The organism is Virgibacillus necropolis (assembly GCF_044793635.1).
GTDB lineage: Bacteria > Bacillota > Bacilli > Bacillales > Amphibacillaceae > Virgibacillus_F > Virgibacillus_F necropolis_A.
Genome location: NZ_CP084992.1, coordinates 2,449,026 through 2,467,474 on the forward strand (window position 1 = coordinate 2,449,026; position 18,449 = coordinate 2,467,474).

The following is an 18,449-nucleotide window of genomic DNA, read 5'->3' on the forward strand; positions in this document are numbered from 1 at the left end:
TTAAGGAATTCATGTCCTTTTAGCCTTGCGTGGTTCTTTTCAATAAACCTCGTAATTCTGTCCGGTTTGGGCACCGTAAACGCTCTTTTTAAAGGCGATTGCCACACGACCTGCAGGAACAGGTTCAAATCCTGGGAAGTAATCACGGAGTCTATCCCATGATTCTTGAACGGCGTTAGGACTAACACTGTTTATTCGTATACCTCTTGGCATTTCAATTGACGCTGATTTTACAAATGCTTTAACCCCGCCGTTTGCCATTGCTGCGGATGCCCCTTGTAGTATAGGGTCATCCATCATAATGCCGGTAGTTAAGGTGAAGCTCCCATTATTATTCACGTAGTCTAATCCTAGTAGTACTAAATTGACTTGACCTTTCAATTTACTTTGGATACCCTTTTCGTTTTTCTCTGGTGTCAGTTCTGTAAGTGGACTGAAGTTTGCGCCACCTGCTGCGTTAACAACGGCATCAATTTTTCCAACTTGTTCATACATGTTTTTGATACTATCCTGAGATGTAATATCAACTGATATATCAGAACCATTTCTTCCAGCGCAAATAAGATCATGTTCCCGTCCTAGTTCTTTGATAACTTTTTTTCCTATCGTTCCGCTAGCACCGATCACAAGTATTTTCATATTGTTTAACCCCTCTCCTACATAACATTATCTTGACTTGTGTGGGAAGAAAAAGCCCCCACTGAATGAAGTTTTACTTTATCGAATATTCAATGTATATTATTAACGTTAGGTTTCTTTAATGCTATACAATAAATTTTTTATATTCCTCTGTATATAAATCTATGTCATACAATAAATTTTATGTGTGAATGGGCATTTTGGATGTGAAGGGAGGGATTAATTTGATGATTACGACAAGAAGGTTGCGGTTAAGAGAAATGAATATGGGAGATGCCGATTATCTCATGGAAATCTTCAGTGACCCGATCGCAATGACACATTATCCATCAACTAAAGATCAAGATGAAACTATGAAATGGATAGAATGGACGCTTAGTAATTATAGGAATTATGGTATTGGGTTATGGATTGTGGAAGATAAAGAATCAGGTGAATTTCTTGGGCAGTGTGGGATTGTACCACAGAAATTTGAAGATGACGTAATGATGGAGATTGGTTACCTTTTCAAGCGAAGTGCGTGGGGGAATGGATATGCTACGGAGGCTGCTTTAGCATGTAAAAATTACGGCTTTAAGGAAAAAAACTACGCCAAATTAATTTCACTAATTGACCTCGAAAATGAACCATCTATTAAGGTGGCAGAGCGTATTGGCATGAAATGTGAAGGTACTGTTCATAGGTGGGGGAAAGATGTTTATTTGTATTCGTGTAAACGATAGAAAGGGAGAATTTAAATGGTTAAAAAATCAGTAGAAACAATGTGGGAAAACTATTTACATAGCCTACCTGCATCAGAACGTGAAAATAAAGAATATACATCATGGGCATTTGGGAGCGATGCAACCTTAGCGGAAGAATTAGCGGGTCTGGTAAAGGATGGCGAGAAAACAGCAACATGTTCATTACACATGCTTTATGAAGTGGACAACGATCCATTACCATTTAAAGGTGAATTAAATATCATTACTGATTGGGATGGTGAAGCGGAAGCACTTACAGAAACGATTGATGTACAGGTATTACCTTTTAATCAAGTCAGTGCTGAGTTTGCCGCAAAAGAAGGTGAAGGAGACAAATCCTACAATTACTGGAGACGTGTTCATGTCGAATTTTTCTCAAACGAATTGAAGGAAATAGAAAAAGAGTTTGATGAAAACATGTTGGTAGTTTGTGAGGAATTTAAAGTCATATATAAAAACTAACGGAATCGGCTAGAAGTGGTTCAAATGCTTTCTGTTCAGAAACCTATCGCAAAACACCTTGTTAGTTATAATAACTGGAACTGGAGGACATAGGATCCGCTATTTCTATTAAAATAGTGATTTTGGGGGTTATGCGGACATACGATACCCTATTTAACATATATCAAAGTATAATGGGGCTATTCCTTCCAAATAAGGAACCTAGTGTCCGTTTAACACCTTAATATTGTCTGTTATCTATAAAATAAGGTATCTGATGTCCTTGAAATAAATTTTGGTATTCCTTTATTCAGGTTCATGCTTTTATGTATGCCAATTTTATTGGGTATTTAACCGAAAATACTATTACACCAATCAAAAAACCATCAAATTAGTATTCAAATTGATGGTCATTTTATAGTGCATTTTTAATGTTTGTGATAGGTAACGGAACCCGTTAAGATGAAAGCCTTTTTCTTATAGCTTTTGACCGTAGTATTTGTCCAATGAAAAGCCGCGACCAAGTATCTCTGATGCATTGATAAATATGACGAATGAGGTTGGTTCCTCTTTTTGGAGAAGCTTTTTTAAATACACGGCTTCTGATTTTTCAGTAACACATAACAGCATGGTTTTATTTTGATTCGAATAGCCGCCAACTGTCCGGATTTTTGTTAGGCCACGATCAATTTCATTTTTAATAAGTGATTGTACTTTTTCTTCTTTCTCAGTAATGATCAGAATAAGCTTGGTTGAGGATGTACGCAATTGAACCCGATCGATTACTTTACTTGTTACATAAATACACATTAAAGCAAATAGAGTAAGCTCTAAATTAAATACGATTATGGAGGAGATAACCACTGCACCATCTACAATTAGTTGGGAATATCCACTCGATAAACCAGTGAACTTTTTTACGATTTGGGCGATTGCTGCGGTACCACCTGTCGAACCATTTCCTTTGTACACTGTCCCAAGGCCAATGCCAAGCACAATCCCACCATATATTGCTCCTAATAGGGGATTCGTAATGGTGTACGGGATATCAGCACTTAACCAAATAATGAACGGCACCCAGAAAGTCCCTAATAATGTTTTTCCCCCAAAGTCCTTACCTAGAATTAGTAATCCGATGATAAAAACAGGGATATTAATTAAGAACTGTGTATAGGCAGGACTTAGCCCATATAATTCGAATAATATCGTACTGATCCCGGATATTCCTCCTGCAGCAAGCTTAGAAGGCAATAAAAACATATTATAGGAAAGCGCTACAAGTGTAGCTCCTACTATAATAAGTGTGTATTCAATAATTACGCGATTTACTCTTGGTTGTTTTTCTTTCATTTCTATGTAATTCCTTTCTGTTGAACAAAGAAGTCTGCTTTTCGACATTAATGCAGGCTTGTTAAGTTTAAATTTGTTTCGGTTGCATGTCAATTTAATCAAAAAACCCGACCTCTGGAATTCCAAAGGTCGGGTTAGCTATTTTGTAAAAAGAAAATCAATTAAAAAATGATAATTCATATTGCCATAGATGAATTATAGTGGTAAGATAGGAATACTGTTGACTTATTTTTAATAAAACATATAAATATCATCTATTTAATTATAACATTGATATTTTGTAAAGTCAACTGACGCGCGTGAAATTATTTGAAATGGGGTTGGTTTAATGAATCGAAAAGCTGACGACCGTGCTGCTGAGCAACGTCGAGTGGATAATGTAGTGCGTGAAATTAAGAAAAAGGCAGCTGGATTGTATCATAAAGCCCAGGGACTGAAAGAGAGTGTTATCAATCTCAGGAAAGACTTTTGGGAAGATGTTAAGGTGAACTTGGATGAGCCCGATGATGTAATCGAAACGCAAGCTAGTATAAAACAACAAGCAGAACTACTATCAGACAAAGAAAGAGGTCATGGAAAACTTAATGAACACCTTAAAACATTAAATAAACTAAAAGAGTCACCATATTTTGGTCGAATTGATTTTTTAGAAGACAGGGAGTCTAATGAAGATCAGATATACATTGGTGTAGCTTCCATGATGGATAAGGAAGATGAAAATTTTTTAATATATGATTGGCGTGCCCCTATTTCTAGTATGTACTATGATTTTTCACCCGGTGAAGCGTCCTATGAAACGGTGGAGGGCACTATTACAGGTGAAGTTACATTGAAAAGACAATTCATCATAAAGAATGGATATCTCACTGGAATGTTTGATACAGGTGTAACCATTGGAGATAAGCTTCTACAACAGGCACTTGGAAATAACGCCAGCACTTCCATGAAAAGTATTGTAGCAACTATACAAAAAGAGCAAAACCAAATAATACGTAATGAAACTAGTAAGTATCTTATCGTTCAAGGTGTGGCGGGAAGCGGGAAAACCTCGGCGGCCCTACAACGTATTGCATATTTGATGTATCGTTACCGTGAAGTGCTTAGCGGAGAAAACATTATTCTATTTTCACCAAATCCATTGTTTGCAAGTTATGTTGCGAAAGTCCTTCCTGAATTAGGGGAGGAAAATATGCGACAAACTACCTTTTTAGATTACCTAGAAGCAAAAATCGAGTCACATATTTCTATTGAATCACCATTCAAACAAATGGAAACTGTCTTAACAGGGGAAAAAGATAGTAATTATGCTATTAAAATGGAAAGTATTAATTATAAATCAAGTATAGAGTTTAAAGATGTAATCGATGGCTTTGTTTCTAAGTTAGGTCAAGACGGTTTACTTTTTAAAAATATCACTTTCCGTAAACAAGTTCTTGTATCGAAAGAACAAATTAGTGAGTATTTTTACTCACTAGATCAATCAATAGCTATACCGAATCGGATGGAACTCGTTTCGAAATGGTTAATAAAAGAAATAAGCAAACTTCAGAAGCAAGAGCAGAAAGAAGACTGGGTATTAGATGAGATAGAGTTGTTAGATAAAGAGGATTTCCTTCGAGCACACCGAAACGTTGAAGGTGATAGTGAAGATCATGATACATTAATTAACGAAGAAAACTATTTAAGGAAAGAATTGGTTAGAAAAAGATTTGCATCCATAAAAAAACAAGTAAGGAAAATGGGCTTTGTGCACATACTTGCGACTTATCGGAAATTATTTAGTGAATGGAACTTTAGTGAACAACCTTTACATTGGGATAAAATTTGTGTTCAAACATTCGCGGAACTGTCTAATAAGTTTTTAACATGGGAGGATGCAACACCATTTGTATACTTCCAAGGTCTCCTGATAGGTGACACTGCAGATCGATCTATACGGCATCTGTTTATTGATGAGGCTCAGGATTATTCTGCATTTCAATATGCGTATTTTCAACAAGTATTTCCTTTTACAAAAATGACTTTATTGGGAGATTTAAACCAGGGAATATATCAACATGCAACACAGGAATATGCATTTTTACCGGAGGAGATAAGAGAGAGGTACGAAACAATCAGTTTGAACCAAAGTTATCGTTCTACTAAGCAAATTGTTGAATTTACCAGATGTTTTGCCGCTGGAGGGGAATTAATTCAACCGTTTAACCGGGATGGTGAAAAGCCTGAACTTGTGAAGGTTGAAAGTAGTGCAAATAGAAATGAACAGTTGATTAAAATGGTAAATAAGCTACTCGAAGATGGTCATGAAACAATAGCAATTATCTGTAAAACATTAAAAGAAAGTGAAGCGTTATTTGATTTATTAAGCGGAAAATTGTCTGTTAAACTAATAGATGAAGATACACATACTTTCCAAAAAGGAGTACTGATTCTTCCGGTCTATTGGGCAAAAGGGATTGAATTTGATGCGGTAATCATACCTGATGCATCACATCAACAATATGCAGGTGAATCTTCGAGAAACCTCTTCTATACGGCTTGTACAAGAGCAATGCATGAACTTATTATGTTTACGATAAATGAACCATGTGCTTTCATACAAGAATCCCCATCCGAAAAGTATAAAATATTAGGCGAATAAACTAAGGGAATTCCATAAACGGAATTCCCTTTTAAAATATATAATACCCAATATATTTATCAAAAAAGAGGGTTTTTTGTTGAAAGTATCGAAATTAGAACTAATAGTTTATAAAAATAAATGAGGTGTTGAGATGAATCCAATTATTAATCAAATAGGAACTGTCTTTGTACCAGTGCGTAACATTGAAAAAGCAAGGGATTGGTATTGTGATATTTTAGGATTGCCTGTGACTGAGGAGGTTTTATTTGGTCACTTATATGTTATACCAATGCAAGGAACGGGGATAGTTCTGGACAGCAAAATTTATCAGCCGGAACGAATTTATCAAAGTCCGCCATTCCACTTTAATACATCTGACATTGAAAAGGCTTATGAATTTATGAAAGAAATGGGAGTAGAGATGGTGACAGAGGTTGAACATAATCAATGGTTTAATTTTAGAGATCCAGATGGAAATGTACTGATGATTTGTGAGTGCTAGTGAGAGGTGCGGGTTAGTATTGTATAAGAAGTCATTAAAAAATATCGAGTAGCCACTTGAGTGGCACCCGATATTTTAATGGAAACATTTACATCAAAAAGTAAAGTCGACCTGCTTTTTTTCGTTCGTTTCGTATTCTTTCATATACTTAATTCTGCGTTGTGCTGATGTTTGACTAACTTGTTCATCCGCATGGTAGGAAGAACGAACAAGTGGTCCAGATTCACAATGCTGGAAGCCTTTTTTCAGCGCTATTTCTTTGAGTTCAGCAAACTCATCTGGATGATAGTATTTCTCAACTTTCAGGTGTTTTTTAGTTGGCTGCAAATATTGACCAATTGTCATAATATCCACATTATGAGCCAAGAGATCGTCCATTGCCTGCACAATTTCTTCCTTCGTTTCACCTAAACCTAACATGATACTTGATTTAGTCGGGGTCTTAGGTGCAATTTCTTTCACCCGTTCTAATAATTGTAAGGATCGATCATACATCGCACGGGCGCGTACTTTCTTGGTCAATCGTCTTACTGTTTCAATGTTATGGTTAAAAATATCTGGTTCACTATCCATCAATGTATGAAGACTCTCGTAATCACCTTTCATATCCGATGGTAAAATTTCAATTGTACATCCAGGGTTAGCGCGGCGAATAGCGCGAACTGTTTCAGCAAAAACAGCAGCACCGCCATCCTTCAAGTCATCCCGTGCAACCGCAGTTACAACTGAATGCTTTAAGCCCATGATAGCGACCGACTCAGCTACCCTTTCTGGCTCACCCCAGTCCAGTTCATTAGGAAGCCCGGTTTTTACTGCGCAAAAACGACAGCCCCTCGTGCATGTGTCACCTAAAATCATAAACGTAGCGGTTTTTCTTTCGCTCCAGCATTCATGGATGTTTGGGCAACGAGCTTCTTCACAAACGGTATTTAAATTCTTTTCCCGCATCAGTTTTTTCAATTTATTATAAGATTTGTTCGTATTAATTTTTGTTTTAAGCCACTCTGGTTTTCGTATGTATTCTTCTTGTTTTGTCACCTGTCACACACTCCTCTGATGATATAAATTCCATTCTTCTTGGGTATATTTAGTCTTCGCTAACTCATGAACCTCTTCCCATTGACTATCAGATAGTTCTAGTGGAACCAAATCCATATGTAACTCCGTTTGGAATCCCTTCCGAAATGCTTCTCTCAAATCATCGTATGTATGTCGCTTCTTGGTGATTTCGTTTATGGTAATTGCTTTTTCTGAAAAAGCTTTACGCTTTTTTTCCCTTATTTTTTCAGTTGGAAACCTGAACAAATCAAATAGCATGTCTTTATTCATGCTCATTGGAATGGATCCATGCTGCAATAAAACGCCTTGCTTTCGGGTTTGTGCATTTCCGCATATCTTTTTGCCGTCAACAACCATTTCATAAAAGGCAGGCTGTTCAAAACAGACATCTGTTCTCGTGCTGCTTTTTTCTTGAATCGTGTAATCTGCTGGAATCCCTAAATTCTTATAGCCTTTTAAAATTCCTTTTGAAAGCATGTAGTATGCTGAACGAATTGTTTTAGGAATATAGTCTTTGTTCTCCGATACGACGATGCTGTAGGTCAACTCATCATCATGCAATACAGCACTTCCGCCGGTTAAACGTCGTACAAATTCACAGCTATGTTTTTCTACATTTGGAAAATCTATCGCCCGTTCTGCATTCTGGAAATGACCAACAGAAAGACTCGGTTTTGACCAGCCGTAAAACCGTAATGTAGGCGGAATCTTCCCTTCACTATGCCAGTTAAGCAATACCTCATCCAACGCCATATTGACCGCAGCACTATGATAACCAGTATCTATGAATCCCCATGGTTCATTCAAATTGTTTCACCCCCCCAATTTCACAGTCAGTCGAGAAGTAAGCTCACTTCATTTATTTTATCCAAATAAAAAAACTGCATTCCCCTAGGAGAATGCAGTCTATTGTGTAAGTAATTATGTAAAAATATACACGTCGACCACACTTCCCCACGCTAGTATTATCTATTTCGGGTAAAAGGGTCAGAACAAGAGCAGTCCTTCTCAGCCATTTAAATAGCCCCCCTAGTGTTTCCATTTATATGCAGTTTTCTATATTTATCTTAACGAGTAAAAGGGGGATTGTAAAGGAGGAAATATCAGATAACAGTCGATGGCATTTTTAGAAAACTTGGCTTATCGCCAAGCCTTAGTTGCACTTATGCAGTAAGAAAGGATTTATGCTTTCTTAACTGCTTAAAAAGGACTTTTCAATTAAATGAAGAATATGTATGTATAGCTATTCTGGCATGCACGCTAGTTGAACCATAAAAGACACACTGTTTTTTCTAAAGAAATGTATTATACTAATAAAAAAATAATGGGGGATGCGACTATGATTACATATCCAATTCTAAAAAAAGGAGCAACAATTGGTGTTACTGCACCATCATCTGGAGTAGAACCAGAGTTACATGACATGTTCAAGCAGGCATGCATTCGAAGTGAGGAACGGGGGTATCCGGTAGTATGCGGTGAGACCGTTTGGACACAGGATAAGGCTAAGTCTGCCTATGCACAAGTAAGGGCAAAAGAATTTAATAAAATGATGCAGGATGAAAATATCGATATTATTATCCCTCCATGGGGTGGGGAGATTCTAATTGAGATAATGGACAAATTAGACTTTGATTCTTTTCAGAAAAAATGGGTTTTAGGTTATTCGGATATTAGTGTATTACTACTGGCCACCACATTGAAAACAGGAATGGCGACAGCTCATGGAACTAATTTTGTAGATTTACGCGGGGAATACTCAGATGAAACAACAGCTATGTGGGAGAAAGTTTTATCAACGATAGAGGGGGAATCAATCACCCAGTATTCATCTGACAAATTCCAAAAGACTTGGGATCATGAAAACTTATCACCAGTAGTGTTTCATTTAACGGAGCAAACGGAATGGAAAACTCTATCGGGTGACTATGCCACGCTAAAAGGTAGACTGCTAGGCGGTTGTATAGATATAATCAGACATTTAATTGGTACACCATACGGAAATATTCATCGGTTTCAGAAAGAATCCATCAATAGCGAGCCTATCCTATGGTATTTTGAAAACTGTCAGTTAAACACAACAGATTTGCGCAGAACACTTATCCAGATGAAGCTAGCAGATTGGTTTGATAATTGTTCTGGGGTCATATTCGGTAGAAGCAGTGCGAATAAAACAGTTGAAAATTATGATGTAGAGGAAGTCTATAAAAATCTAGAACAAGAGTTAAACATACCAATTATTTATGATATTGATTGTGGTCACGTCCCGCCGCAAGTTACGCTTATTAACGGTGCTTATGCTGAGGTTGAAGTACGGAGTGGGAAAGGTAAGCTTGTGCAATCCTTTAATTAGAATTTTCTGTCCGTAAAAAGCACAGATTAACAGGATGATAATTTATTTGATTGGTACAGTTGTAGTAGAAGGGGGAGGAAGAAATGGAAGGTCTTAACCGGATGGCTAATAGCATTGATTTTATCGAAAATAATGTAGAAAATGAACTGAAAATTGATCAGGTGGCCACCGTTGCGTGCATGTCAAAATTCCACTATCAACGCATGTTCAGTATGTTGACAGGAGTGACAGTTGCTGAATACATCCGGAGAAGAAGGTTAACACTGGCAGCACAGGAGCTAACACATGCCAATCGCAAAGTGATCGATGTCGCGCTGAAGTATGGCTACGAGACACCAGAGTCATTTTCTAAAGCATTTCGTAAAATTCACGGCATCAGCCCATCAGCTGTTCGCCAAAACAGTCAACAACTAAAGGCCTTTCCCAAGCTTTCCTTTCAAATTCAATTAAAGGGTGATGTGGAAATGGAATACAAGATTGTTGAAAAAGATGCGTTTCAAGTAGTAGGAAAAGGGATTAGGACTTCGATTGTTAATGGCGAAAATCACCGGCAAATCCCAGCTTTTTGGGACGAATCAAACAGTAACGGGTTTGTAGAAGAGCTTGAAAAAGATTGCGGACCTATGAGTATAATGGGTGCTTGCATGGAGTTTGATGCTACTCAGGAGAAACTAACTTATTTCATTTGTGCTGAAAAAAACAAACAGGATATCCCATCAGACTGGGAGGAAAAGAAGATTCCAGCCTCTACATGGGCGGTGTTTGAATCAGTTGGGGCTATGCCAGATGCGATTCCAAAAACATGGGATCGAATTTTTTCCGAATGGTTCCCATCAACAGGTTATGAACATGCCAGTGGGCCTGAACTAGAGGTATATTCTACGGAAGGTGATACAACTTCCGAGGATTACCGTTGTGAAATATGGATACCGATTGTGAAAAAGTAGTATATTTATTGAAAAACGCGTGTTGTGATTAGATGTGATAGTCAATCGACGGGAGTTGGCGAGTTTTGGAGATTCGGGTTCAGGGAAAAACATAGTAACATAACTACAAGTATTTTTGGTAGTTTTGACGAACATAAAGGATACGCATAATCGTAACCTTTTTCTTATCATTCTGCGTTAAAAAGAAAATAATATAGTTATCGACGATTAATTTGCGATATCCTTTTTGCTTTAAGACTTCATCTTTTACAAAGTTAGCAGAGTAAGGGAAGTCCTGTAAACGCATGATATTTTTTTCGATTCTATCTAAAATATGGTCTGCATAATTTATTGAAGTCGATTCTTCCATAACGTAAATGTATATTCTTTCTAAGTCACTGTTCGCTTTTTGGGTCATTTTAACGGTAAATTTACTATTTTCCATATTTATTCCTTAAATTCTTAAATACTTCTTCACCATCCAGAAGAGAACCTTCATCTGATAATTGTGCTTCCGCTTCAGCAAGTTTCTTATAAATATCAGCTAAGGCGAGTTTCTTTTCGTATGTTTCCATGCTCATAACAACTAAATCGCCATAACCATTTTTGGTTATATAAACAGGCTCTTGGGATTCGTGGCACAGTTCAGATATTTCGGTGGTGTTTCTTAAGTCCTTAATCGGTCTAATTTCAGGCATATAAATACCTCCTTCAAAATTATTATGACCTTATTATAGCATAATTATGTATTTTATTAACGTTATGTGTTCAGAAGTTGATAAAAGCCTCTTTTTTAAATAGCAAATGATGAAGTTTGTACCTTCGGAAAGAAAGTCTGCTTGCCAATTGCTCCACAGGAAATGCCCGTATAAGAAAAGCTTCGTCATTCACTATTAAAGACTAGGCGAATGACGAGTTTTTCTAATCAGCCATTTTAATTAAATCTTTTATTTCGTCCCTTTTTCCCTCATGGAATAAGTCAACAATCTTACTGCCAACAATAACCCCGTCACAATTTGCACCTAACTCTTTAGCTTGTTCAGGACTAGACACCCCAAATCCTGCTAAAACAGGCACACGAGAAATATTTTTCAGGTTTTGTAAAAAGCCTTTCACATTATCACCATGCGATGCTTTTGCGCCGGTTGTTCCTGTAACAGATACCGCGTATAAGAAACCTTCTGATCGTTTAGCAACTTCAGTAAGCCTGGATTCATCACTTGTTAAAGCAGCAAGTCTAATAAAAGCGATGGACTTTTCCTGAAGAAAACTACCAATATATGCTTCTTCCTCGAGTGGTAAATCCGGAATGATCACTCCATCAACGCAAGCTTCCATACAGTCATTAGCAAATTGCTCAACCCCAAATATAAAAACTGGATTAAAGTAGGTCATCAAAATGATTGGAATGTCTCTATCTTTATTATCCTTTAGCGTCTGGAGAACACCTGAAAGTGTAGTTCCATTATTAAGTGCCCGTACTCCAGCATTTTGAATAGTAGGACCATCTGCGACCGGGTCAGAAAATGGAATGCCAAGCTCGATTGCATCCGCCCCGCACGATTGCAAAAACTCAATTCGTTCATCTAAATTTTCTAAGCCACCATCGCCAGCCATAATATATGGAATAAACAACTTTTCGTTCTTAGCTAATTTCTCTTGAAAAGCCTGATCAATACGTGATTTACTCATTACCATATCCCTCCAATGCTGCTTTAACTTGTTCTACATCTTTATCCCCACGACCTGATAAACAAATAACTAGAGTCTGATCCTTAGTCATAGTCTTAGCGTGTTTCATAGCAAAAGCTACCGCATGCGCGCTTTCTAGTGCTGGAATAATACCTTCTTTTTTTGATAATACTTGAAAAGCTTCTAGTGCTTCTTGATCTGTTATCGATGTGTATGTTACACGTGATGTCTCGTGCATGTGACTATGCTCAGGGCCAACACCGGGATAATCTAGTCCTGCTGAAATAGAATGGGCTTCCTGAATCTGTCCATGTTCATCCTGTAGTAAATGTGACATTGTTCCATGCAATACTCCAACATTACCAGCCGTTAGAGTGGCGGCATGTTTATTAGTCTCTACACCTGAACCACCAGCTTCTACCCCGTAAAGCGCAACATCTGTATCTTCAACAAATGGATAAAACATACCCATCGCATTACTTCCTCCACCAACACAGGCAATAACTGCGTCTGGTAGTTTACTAGTTTGATCAAGCATTTGTTTTTTCGTTTCGTTTCCGATCACTGCCTGAAAATCACGAACAATTTTTGGGAATGGATGTGGCCCTACGACAGATCCTATTATATAATGTGTATCTTCAACGTGGCTTGCCCAGTAGCGTAATGCCTCATTTACTGCGTCCTTCAGGGTTCCGCTTCCTTGGGAGACACTCTCGACTCGAGCGCCTAACAGCTCCATCCGAAAGACGTTTAGCTTTTGTCTGCGAATATCCTCTTCACCCATGAACACGACGCACTCTAATCCTAGAAGTGCACAAACTGTAGCCGTCGCAACCCCGTGCTGGCCGGCGCCTGTTTCAGCAACAACTTTTTTCTTGCCCATTCGAAGTGTCAACAAAGCTTGCCCAACCGTATTATTAATCTTGTGTGCACCAGTATGGTTTAAATCTTCTCGTTTCAAATAAATCTTAGGTCCGCCGAGCATGCTCGTTAATTCTTCTGCGAAATAAAGCGGCGTTTCTCGTCCAACATAGTCTTTTAGATAGTAGTTTACTTTATCTATAAAACTTGGATCCTGCATTGCCTCATCATAAGCTTCCTCTAATTCTATTAATGCTGGCATTAATAGTTCTGGAACAAATCTTCCCCCGAAACTCCCATAACGGCCGGTTATATCTGGCATTAAATAAGCTTTTGTAGTGGTTGTCATGTCAATCATCCTTTCACTTGTGAAATAAATTTTTTAATCTTACTTAGGTCCTTACTGCCGTTTGTTTCAATACCACTTGAGACATCTACCGCGATTGGACCTGCTAAGTTTATAGCTTGTTGCACATTATCAGGGGTCAGTCCCCCAGCTAAAATTAGTTTGTTGCTATCTAGATTCAGTTCCTTTAATACTGTCCAATCGAATACGGTACCATTTCCACCGCGATTTGCACCATATGGACTATCAATTAGGTAGTAGTCACATGGAAATTCTTTTATTTTAGAGAGGTTTGCTTTTGTTGCTGGAAACGCCTTGATCACCGGATAGGGTAGTTGCTCAGAAAACTCTGCTACTTCATCTCCATGGAGTTGAATAAAATCTAATCCTACTTTTTCGGCGATGGATATAATAGTTTCCACCGTTTCATTTACAAATACGCCAACCTTCTTCACAGACGATGGAACGATTGAAGTAATTTCTGCAGCGAGTTCAGGTGTTATGGACCGTTTACTTGGTGCAAAAACAAAGCCGATAAAGTCTGCGCCCGCTTGGACTGCTGTTTCTGCTGCTTCACTGGTCATAATTCCGCATGTTTTAACGAGCACTAAAATTCACGCCCTTAACTAGAAGAGGTACTTGCAAATCGAAAAACGTTGCGGCTAGATCTTCTGATCTCATTAACGTTTCCCCAACGAGGATGCCTTTTGCCCCGGCTTGTGCGGCACGCTCTACGTCATCGCGAGATCTGATGCCACTTTCACTAATTAGGATGGTAGACGGGTCGTTGACCATTGACGCTAGTCTTTCGGTAACACTCAAATCAACTTCAAAGGTTTTTAAATTCCGATTGTTGATTCCGATTATGTTAGCGCCTAACTTAATTGCTACTTCCATTTCAGCTTCATCATGCACTTCGCACAAAACCTCTAAGTTTTCCTGTTTTGCATAGTGGTAAAGCTCATGTAGTTTGCTTTCAGATAATGCGGCCACGATAAGTAGTATGATGTTAGCCCCAGCTTGTTTAGCTTGATCAATCTGAATTTGGTCAATCATGAAATCCTTGCAAAGAAGGGGAAGATTAACAGCACTGCGAACCGCCCGTAAATCCTCCATTGATCCATTGAAAAATGTTTGATCGGTTAAGACGGAAATGGCACTTGCTCCCAATCTTTCATATTGTTTAGCTTGCATGACTGGATCAACAGCCATGTCAATTGCCCCTTTTGACGGGGAGGAACGCTTAATTTCAGCGATAATTTGCATGTAATTCCGACTAGGGAAAATTGGCTTTATTTCCTTCAAATGATCATTAGATTGGTCGATTCCATCTGATTGAAGCTGTGCGACTACTTTTTCCTTTTGTGCGATTATCTTATTTAAAATCGTCATTTTATATCACCTCACTGGGGGTTTGTCTGCTGTAATCAATTAATCGGTGAAGCTTATCTAAGGCGGCTCCTGAGTCAATACTTTCCTTTGCCAACATAATGCCTTCTTGGATTGTACTAGCTGTTCCATTTGCAAAGAGTCCTAGTCCTGCATTCAATAAGACCGTGTCAAGGTATGGCCCCTGTTTCCTTTGTAATACATTTTGCAAAATAACCGCATTATCCTTTGCATCCCCACCACGGATTTGGTCATTTGTATACTTCGGTAATCCAACTTCTTCTGGATTTAGGGTAAATGCTGAAGTTTGCCCATTTTCAAGTAATGCTAAATGGTTTTTACCAGCGAGCGACGCTTCATCCATGTAACCTGCACCATTTACGACTAATGCACGTCGTCTTCCAAGTTTTTTTAATGATTCTGCCATCATTCCTAACATGTCACGGCGATAAATTCCAAGTAGCTGAGAATCAAGTTCGACAGGGTTTGTTAATGGCCCGATGAGATTAAATATCGTTGGAAGACCTAATTCTTTTCGAACCTTCATAAATCGTTTGAGATTAGGATGAACATGTGGTGCATATAGAAATGCGATTCCATTTTCCTGTAAAATTTCTTCTGTTTGTTCAGGCTGAAATGATAACGAGATACCTAAGTGCTCCAATACATCTGCGCTCCCAGTTTTACTGGAGATACTACGGTTACCATGTTTCGCAATCGACGCACCTGCACCTGCAATAACGAATGCTGCTGTAGTGCTGATGTTAAAGCTGTGTGACTGATCACCGCCAGTTCCGCAGTTATCCATAACATGATGGAGGGATGTTGGCACTGAAGTTGACTGAGCACGAATCACTTCAACAATTCCAGCAATTTCATCTGCCGTTTCTCCTTTTGCCCTTAAAGCCGTTAATAATGAGGCAATCTCCGTATCGGTAACGGTTGTTGTGAAGCAATGCTCTGTTGCTTGCTTCATTTCTTCTATGGCCAGGTTTTCTTGATTCATTAATTTTTCAAGATGTTGTTTCATAGTGTTGCTCCTTTCTAATTTCTTTTAAGAAATTCTGAATTACATTCTTGCCAGCCAGTGTCCCGATTGACTCCGGATGAAATTGTATTCCGTATATAGGATAGCGGTAATGTTTGATTCCCATAATTTGATTGTCGTCTAAGGATGTTGCAACAATTTCCAACTCTTCTGATAATTTTTTTCGATCAATGACTAAAGAGTGATAACGCATTACTTCTAAAGGTTGCGACAAATAACTGAACAAGCCTAAACCATTGTGTGTAATCAATGATGATTTGCCATGTTTGATCACACTAGCTTGCTTTATTTCACTGCCTAATGCAGAAGCGATGATCTGGTGACCCAAACATATTCCGAGAATAGGTATCTTTTGATAAAAATGTTTAACTATATCAATGCAATTTCCCGCTGTCTCTGGTGTCCCAGGTCCTGGCGAGATAATAATTGCCTCCGGATTTAGTGCAGTAATGTCATCATTAGTAATCTGGTCATTCCGCAACACACGAACGTCTACATTCTCGCTTGAAAAATAGTGGTAGACATTATAGGTGAATGAATCATAATTATCAATGAGTAGAATCATGATTGCTCACCTCCATTAAAGATTTTGCTTTGTGCAGTGTTTCGTTGTACTCATTTTCAGGAATAGAATCATGAACAATACCGGCGCCAGTCTGTAGATAGGCTTTATTGTCTTTGATGACGAGTGAACGGATAGCCAGTGCCATATTTACATCATGATTAACGTTTATATAGCCAACCCCACCACCATAGACACCACGCTTGCTTTCTTCCAAATCGTTAATAATTTGCATTGCGCGGATTTTTGGTGCCCCTGAAACTGTTCCAGCGGGTAAACATGCGATTAATGCATCAATACTTGAATAGCTAGCGTTTAACCTTCCGTGTACTTCAGATACGATGTGCATCACATGCTGATATTTTTCCACCTTCATATAAGTCGGAATCGTAATACTATCAATTTCAGATACACGACCAATATCGTTTCGGCTTAAATCTACCAGCATTCGGTGTTCCGCAATTTCTTTCTCATCGGCAAGGAGATCTTTTGTCAATGCCACATCTTCAACTTCTGTCTTTCCACGTGGACGTGTTCCAGCTATAGGATTTGTAACAATCTGCTGTCCAGTTGTTTGGATTAAGCTTTCTGGTGAAGCGCCTAGAACCTGATAAGCTTCAAAGTCTATATAAAACATATATGGCGATGGGTTAGCCTTTCTCAGCTTTCGATAAAAAGAAAGTGGATTTCCGTTGATGTTAGCTTTCATCCGCTGGGATAATACGATCTGAAAGGCATCACCTTGCTGGATGTGTTTTTTAGCAATAGTTACTTTCTCCATAAATTGTTGTTTATCCATTTCAGGGTGGAAGGTCATTGCTTCATCTGATGTAGCTGTATTTGGAGTGGCGATTAACGCGTTTTTTAAATCCGCCAGTCGTGCGTCTAGTACATTTTCCGATTCCTGATCAGGATTCATTGCAATTAAGTAAGCTGATTCATCACTATGGTCAAAGGCAATAATACTTTTGTACAACATAAGATGGACATCAGGCATTTCAAGATTATCCGATAAATCATCTCCAATCTGTTCATAAGAACGAATAGCATCATATCCAATATATCCGATCGCGCCACCAGCAAACGGAAGTGGAAGGTCTATTTCCAGTTTGGGAAGCATTTTTTTTAATACGGATAGGGCAGCTGATTCTTGGGTCTCCCTGGTTCCTTTTTCGTGATCCAAAATGATAGTGTGGTTACCTTCTCCTATGAATTCCTGATAAGGGTCTACACCGATAAATGAAAATTTTCCTTTTTTCTCGTGCGGAAAGGAACTCTCTAACAGAAACTTCTTCGCCCCTTGAAGATTTGAGTAAATTCCTATTGGTGTTAACGTGTCAGCGTTCTGTTTTATAAATTTGTATGAAAGTGTAGCTTGCTTTTCAATTTGCATAATTTGTAATCTCCTTTTATAAAAGAATAAAAAAAGTCCTCTATAAACACAGGTAAATGTGTTTATAGAGGACGATTGTGACCGCGGTGCCACCTCTGTTGAAGGGAGTTTACTGACTCTCTTCATCTCAAGTTCAGGTACAAAATGTAAGCTTAACGCCTCATCTTAAACCCTATCCGTGTAACGGCGGAGCTCCGTGTTTCCCTACTTTGTTCAAGAAACATCTCGTAAGGCCATTCAACATACTTTCACGTACCGGAATCACACCACCACCGGCTCTCTGTAACGCTTCAGCGTATGTCTACTCTTCTTACTCATCGATTTTATTGTATTGAATTTTTGGGTACACAAAAAGGTCCCCCATCCAGAAAAGGACGAGGAACCCGTGGTACCACCTTTATTAGCTGCCTAAACAGCTCACTTTACTATCAAGTTAAAACTTAATAGCTGTCTTTTTTATCGATAAGACGTTCGCCAAAGCCTACTGCATAACAAGTATGGTTCGGTTTGGAAGTTCGGAAG

The 18,449-nt window shown here is 38.4% G+C and carries 19 protein-coding genes, 1 riboswitch and 2 other annotated features (1 of these 22 only partly in view); of the genes, 6 read left to right on the forward strand and 13 right to left on the reverse strand.

All coding sequences use genetic code 11. The features are described 5' to 3' along the window. Positions 1–39 precede the first annotated feature (39 nt). The gene (locus LG329_RS11885; RefSeq protein WP_404451033.1) at positions 40–639 is read right to left on the reverse strand and encodes a short chain dehydrogenase; all 600 of its coding nucleotides are present in this window, start codon (positions 637–639) and stop codon (positions 40–42) included. Positions 640–866: 227 nt separating this feature from the next. Between LG329_RS11885 and LG329_RS11890 the strand changes: the two genes are divergently transcribed. Continuing rightward, the gene (locus LG329_RS11890) at positions 867–1,361 is read left to right on the forward strand and encodes a GNAT family N-acetyltransferase (RefSeq protein ID WP_404456636.1); all 495 of its coding nucleotides are present in this window, start codon (positions 867–869) and stop codon (positions 1,359–1,361) included. A gap of 15 nt (positions 1,362–1,376) precedes the next feature. Continuing rightward, positions 1,377–1,844 carry an ASCH domain-containing protein gene (locus LG329_RS11895; RefSeq protein WP_404451034.1) on the forward strand — a complete coding sequence of 156 codons (468 nt, stop codon included), beginning with the start codon at positions 1,377–1,379 and terminating at the stop codon, positions 1,842–1,844. A gap of 456 nt (positions 1,845–2,300) precedes the next feature. On the opposite strand, the gene LG329_RS11900 is transcribed toward LG329_RS11895, so the two are convergent. Beyond that, entirely contained in the window at positions 2,301–3,173 is an 873-nt protein-coding gene (locus LG329_RS11900; RefSeq protein WP_404451035.1) for a YitT family protein, read from the reverse strand. Between the two features lie 328 nt (positions 3,174–3,501). On the opposite strand from LG329_RS11900, the gene helD reads away from it, so the two are divergent. Both helD and LG329_RS11910 read left to right on the forward strand, forming a co-directional pair. After that, a complete protein-coding gene (helD, locus tag LG329_RS11905; RefSeq protein ID WP_404451036.1) occupies positions 3,502–5,814 on the forward strand; it encodes an RNA polymerase recycling motor HelD in 2,313 nt (770 codons plus the stop codon). A gap of 133 nt (positions 5,815–5,947) precedes the next feature. Further along, positions 5,948–6,298: a VOC family protein gene (locus LG329_RS11910; protein ID WP_404451037.1), complete on the forward strand. Its 351-nt coding sequence runs from the start codon at positions 5,948–5,950 to the stop codon at positions 6,296–6,298. A 93-nt stretch (positions 6,299–6,391) separates the two neighbouring features. Here LG329_RS11910 and lipA read toward each other — a convergent pair whose 3' ends face one another. Both lipA and LG329_RS11920 read right to left on the reverse strand, forming a co-directional pair. Beyond that, a complete protein-coding gene (gene lipA, locus LG329_RS11915) occupies positions 6,392–7,336 on the reverse strand; it encodes a lipoyl synthase (RefSeq protein WP_404451038.1) in 945 nt (314 codons plus the stop codon). A gap of 3 nt (positions 7,337–7,339) precedes the next feature. Next, positions 7,340–8,164, reverse strand: coding sequence for a biotin/lipoate A/B protein ligase family protein (locus tag LG329_RS11920; protein ID WP_404451039.1), 825 nt, complete (start codon positions 8,162–8,164; stop codon positions 7,340–7,342). Between the two features lie 127 nt (positions 8,165–8,291). Continuing rightward, a riboswitch (TPP riboswitch) is annotated at positions 8,292–8,398 on the reverse strand. A 298-nt stretch (positions 8,399–8,696) separates the two neighbouring features. On the opposite strand from LG329_RS11920, the gene LG329_RS11925 reads away from it, so the two are divergent. Together LG329_RS11925 and LG329_RS11930 are read left to right on the forward strand one after the other, a co-directional pair. Continuing rightward, a complete protein-coding gene (locus tag LG329_RS11925) occupies positions 8,697–9,710 on the forward strand; it encodes a S66 peptidase family protein (RefSeq protein WP_404451040.1) in 1,014 nt (337 codons plus the stop codon). Positions 9,711–9,793: 83 nt separating this feature from the next. Then, positions 9,794–10,657 (forward strand): effector binding domain-containing protein, encoded by an 864-nt coding sequence (locus LG329_RS11930; protein WP_404451041.1) that lies wholly within the window; start codon positions 9,794–9,796, stop codon positions 10,655–10,657. A gap of 103 nt (positions 10,658–10,760) precedes the next feature. Here LG329_RS11930 and LG329_RS11935 read toward each other — a convergent pair whose 3' ends face one another. From LG329_RS11935 to trpE, 9 genes are all read right to left on the reverse strand, one after another. After that, the gene (locus tag LG329_RS11935) at positions 10,761–11,081 is read right to left on the reverse strand and encodes a type II toxin-antitoxin system RelE/ParE family toxin (RefSeq protein ID WP_404451042.1); all 321 of its coding nucleotides are present in this window, start codon (positions 11,079–11,081) and stop codon (positions 10,761–10,763) included. After that, complete coding sequence (locus LG329_RS11940) at positions 11,071–11,334, reverse strand: type II toxin-antitoxin system Phd/YefM family antitoxin (RefSeq protein ID WP_404451043.1); 264 nt, start codon at positions 11,332–11,334, stop codon at positions 11,071–11,073. Before LG329_RS11940 ends, LG329_RS11935 begins: the two co-directional genes overlap by 11 nt. 223 nt (positions 11,335–11,557) lie before the next feature. Further along, a complete protein-coding gene (gene trpA / locus LG329_RS11945; RefSeq protein WP_404451044.1) occupies positions 11,558–12,328 on the reverse strand; it encodes a tryptophan synthase subunit alpha in 771 nt (256 codons plus the stop codon). After that, positions 12,321–13,538 carry a tryptophan synthase subunit beta gene (gene trpB / locus LG329_RS11950; RefSeq protein ID WP_404451045.1) on the reverse strand — a complete coding sequence of 406 codons (1,218 nt, stop codon included), beginning with the start codon at positions 13,536–13,538 and terminating at the stop codon, positions 12,321–12,323. Before trpB ends, trpA begins: the two co-directional genes overlap by 8 nt. Before the next feature lie 5 nt (positions 13,539–13,543). Continuing rightward, positions 13,544–14,143 (reverse strand): phosphoribosylanthranilate isomerase, encoded by a 600-nt coding sequence (locus LG329_RS11955; protein WP_404451046.1) that lies wholly within the window; start codon positions 14,141–14,143, stop codon positions 13,544–13,546. Continuing rightward, on the reverse strand, positions 14,133–14,927 hold the full coding sequence (gene trpC, locus LG329_RS11960; protein WP_404451048.1) for an indole-3-glycerol phosphate synthase TrpC: 795 nt from the start codon (positions 14,925–14,927) through the stop codon (positions 14,133–14,135). Before trpC ends, LG329_RS11955 begins: the two co-directional genes overlap by 11 nt. A 1-nt stretch (position 14,928) precedes the next feature. Further along, complete coding sequence (trpD, locus tag LG329_RS11965; RefSeq protein WP_404451049.1) at positions 14,929–15,954, reverse strand: anthranilate phosphoribosyltransferase; 1,026 nt, start codon at positions 15,952–15,954, stop codon at positions 14,929–14,931. After that, the gene (locus LG329_RS11970; protein ID WP_404451050.1) at positions 15,938–16,537 is read right to left on the reverse strand and encodes an anthranilate synthase component II; all 600 of its coding nucleotides are present in this window, start codon (positions 16,535–16,537) and stop codon (positions 15,938–15,940) included. Before LG329_RS11970 ends, trpD begins: the two co-directional genes overlap by 17 nt. Next, a complete protein-coding gene (trpE, locus tag LG329_RS11975; RefSeq protein WP_404451052.1) occupies positions 16,521–17,927 on the reverse strand; it encodes an anthranilate synthase component I in 1,407 nt (468 codons plus the stop codon). Before trpE ends, LG329_RS11970 begins: the two co-directional genes overlap by 17 nt. Positions 17,928–17,991: 64 nt before the next feature. Next, positions 17,992–18,254: a binding site (T-box leader), on the reverse strand. A gap of 40 nt (positions 18,255–18,294) precedes the next feature. Beyond that, positions 18,295–18,449, reverse strand: a binding site (T-box leader); it runs 91 nt beyond the window's last position.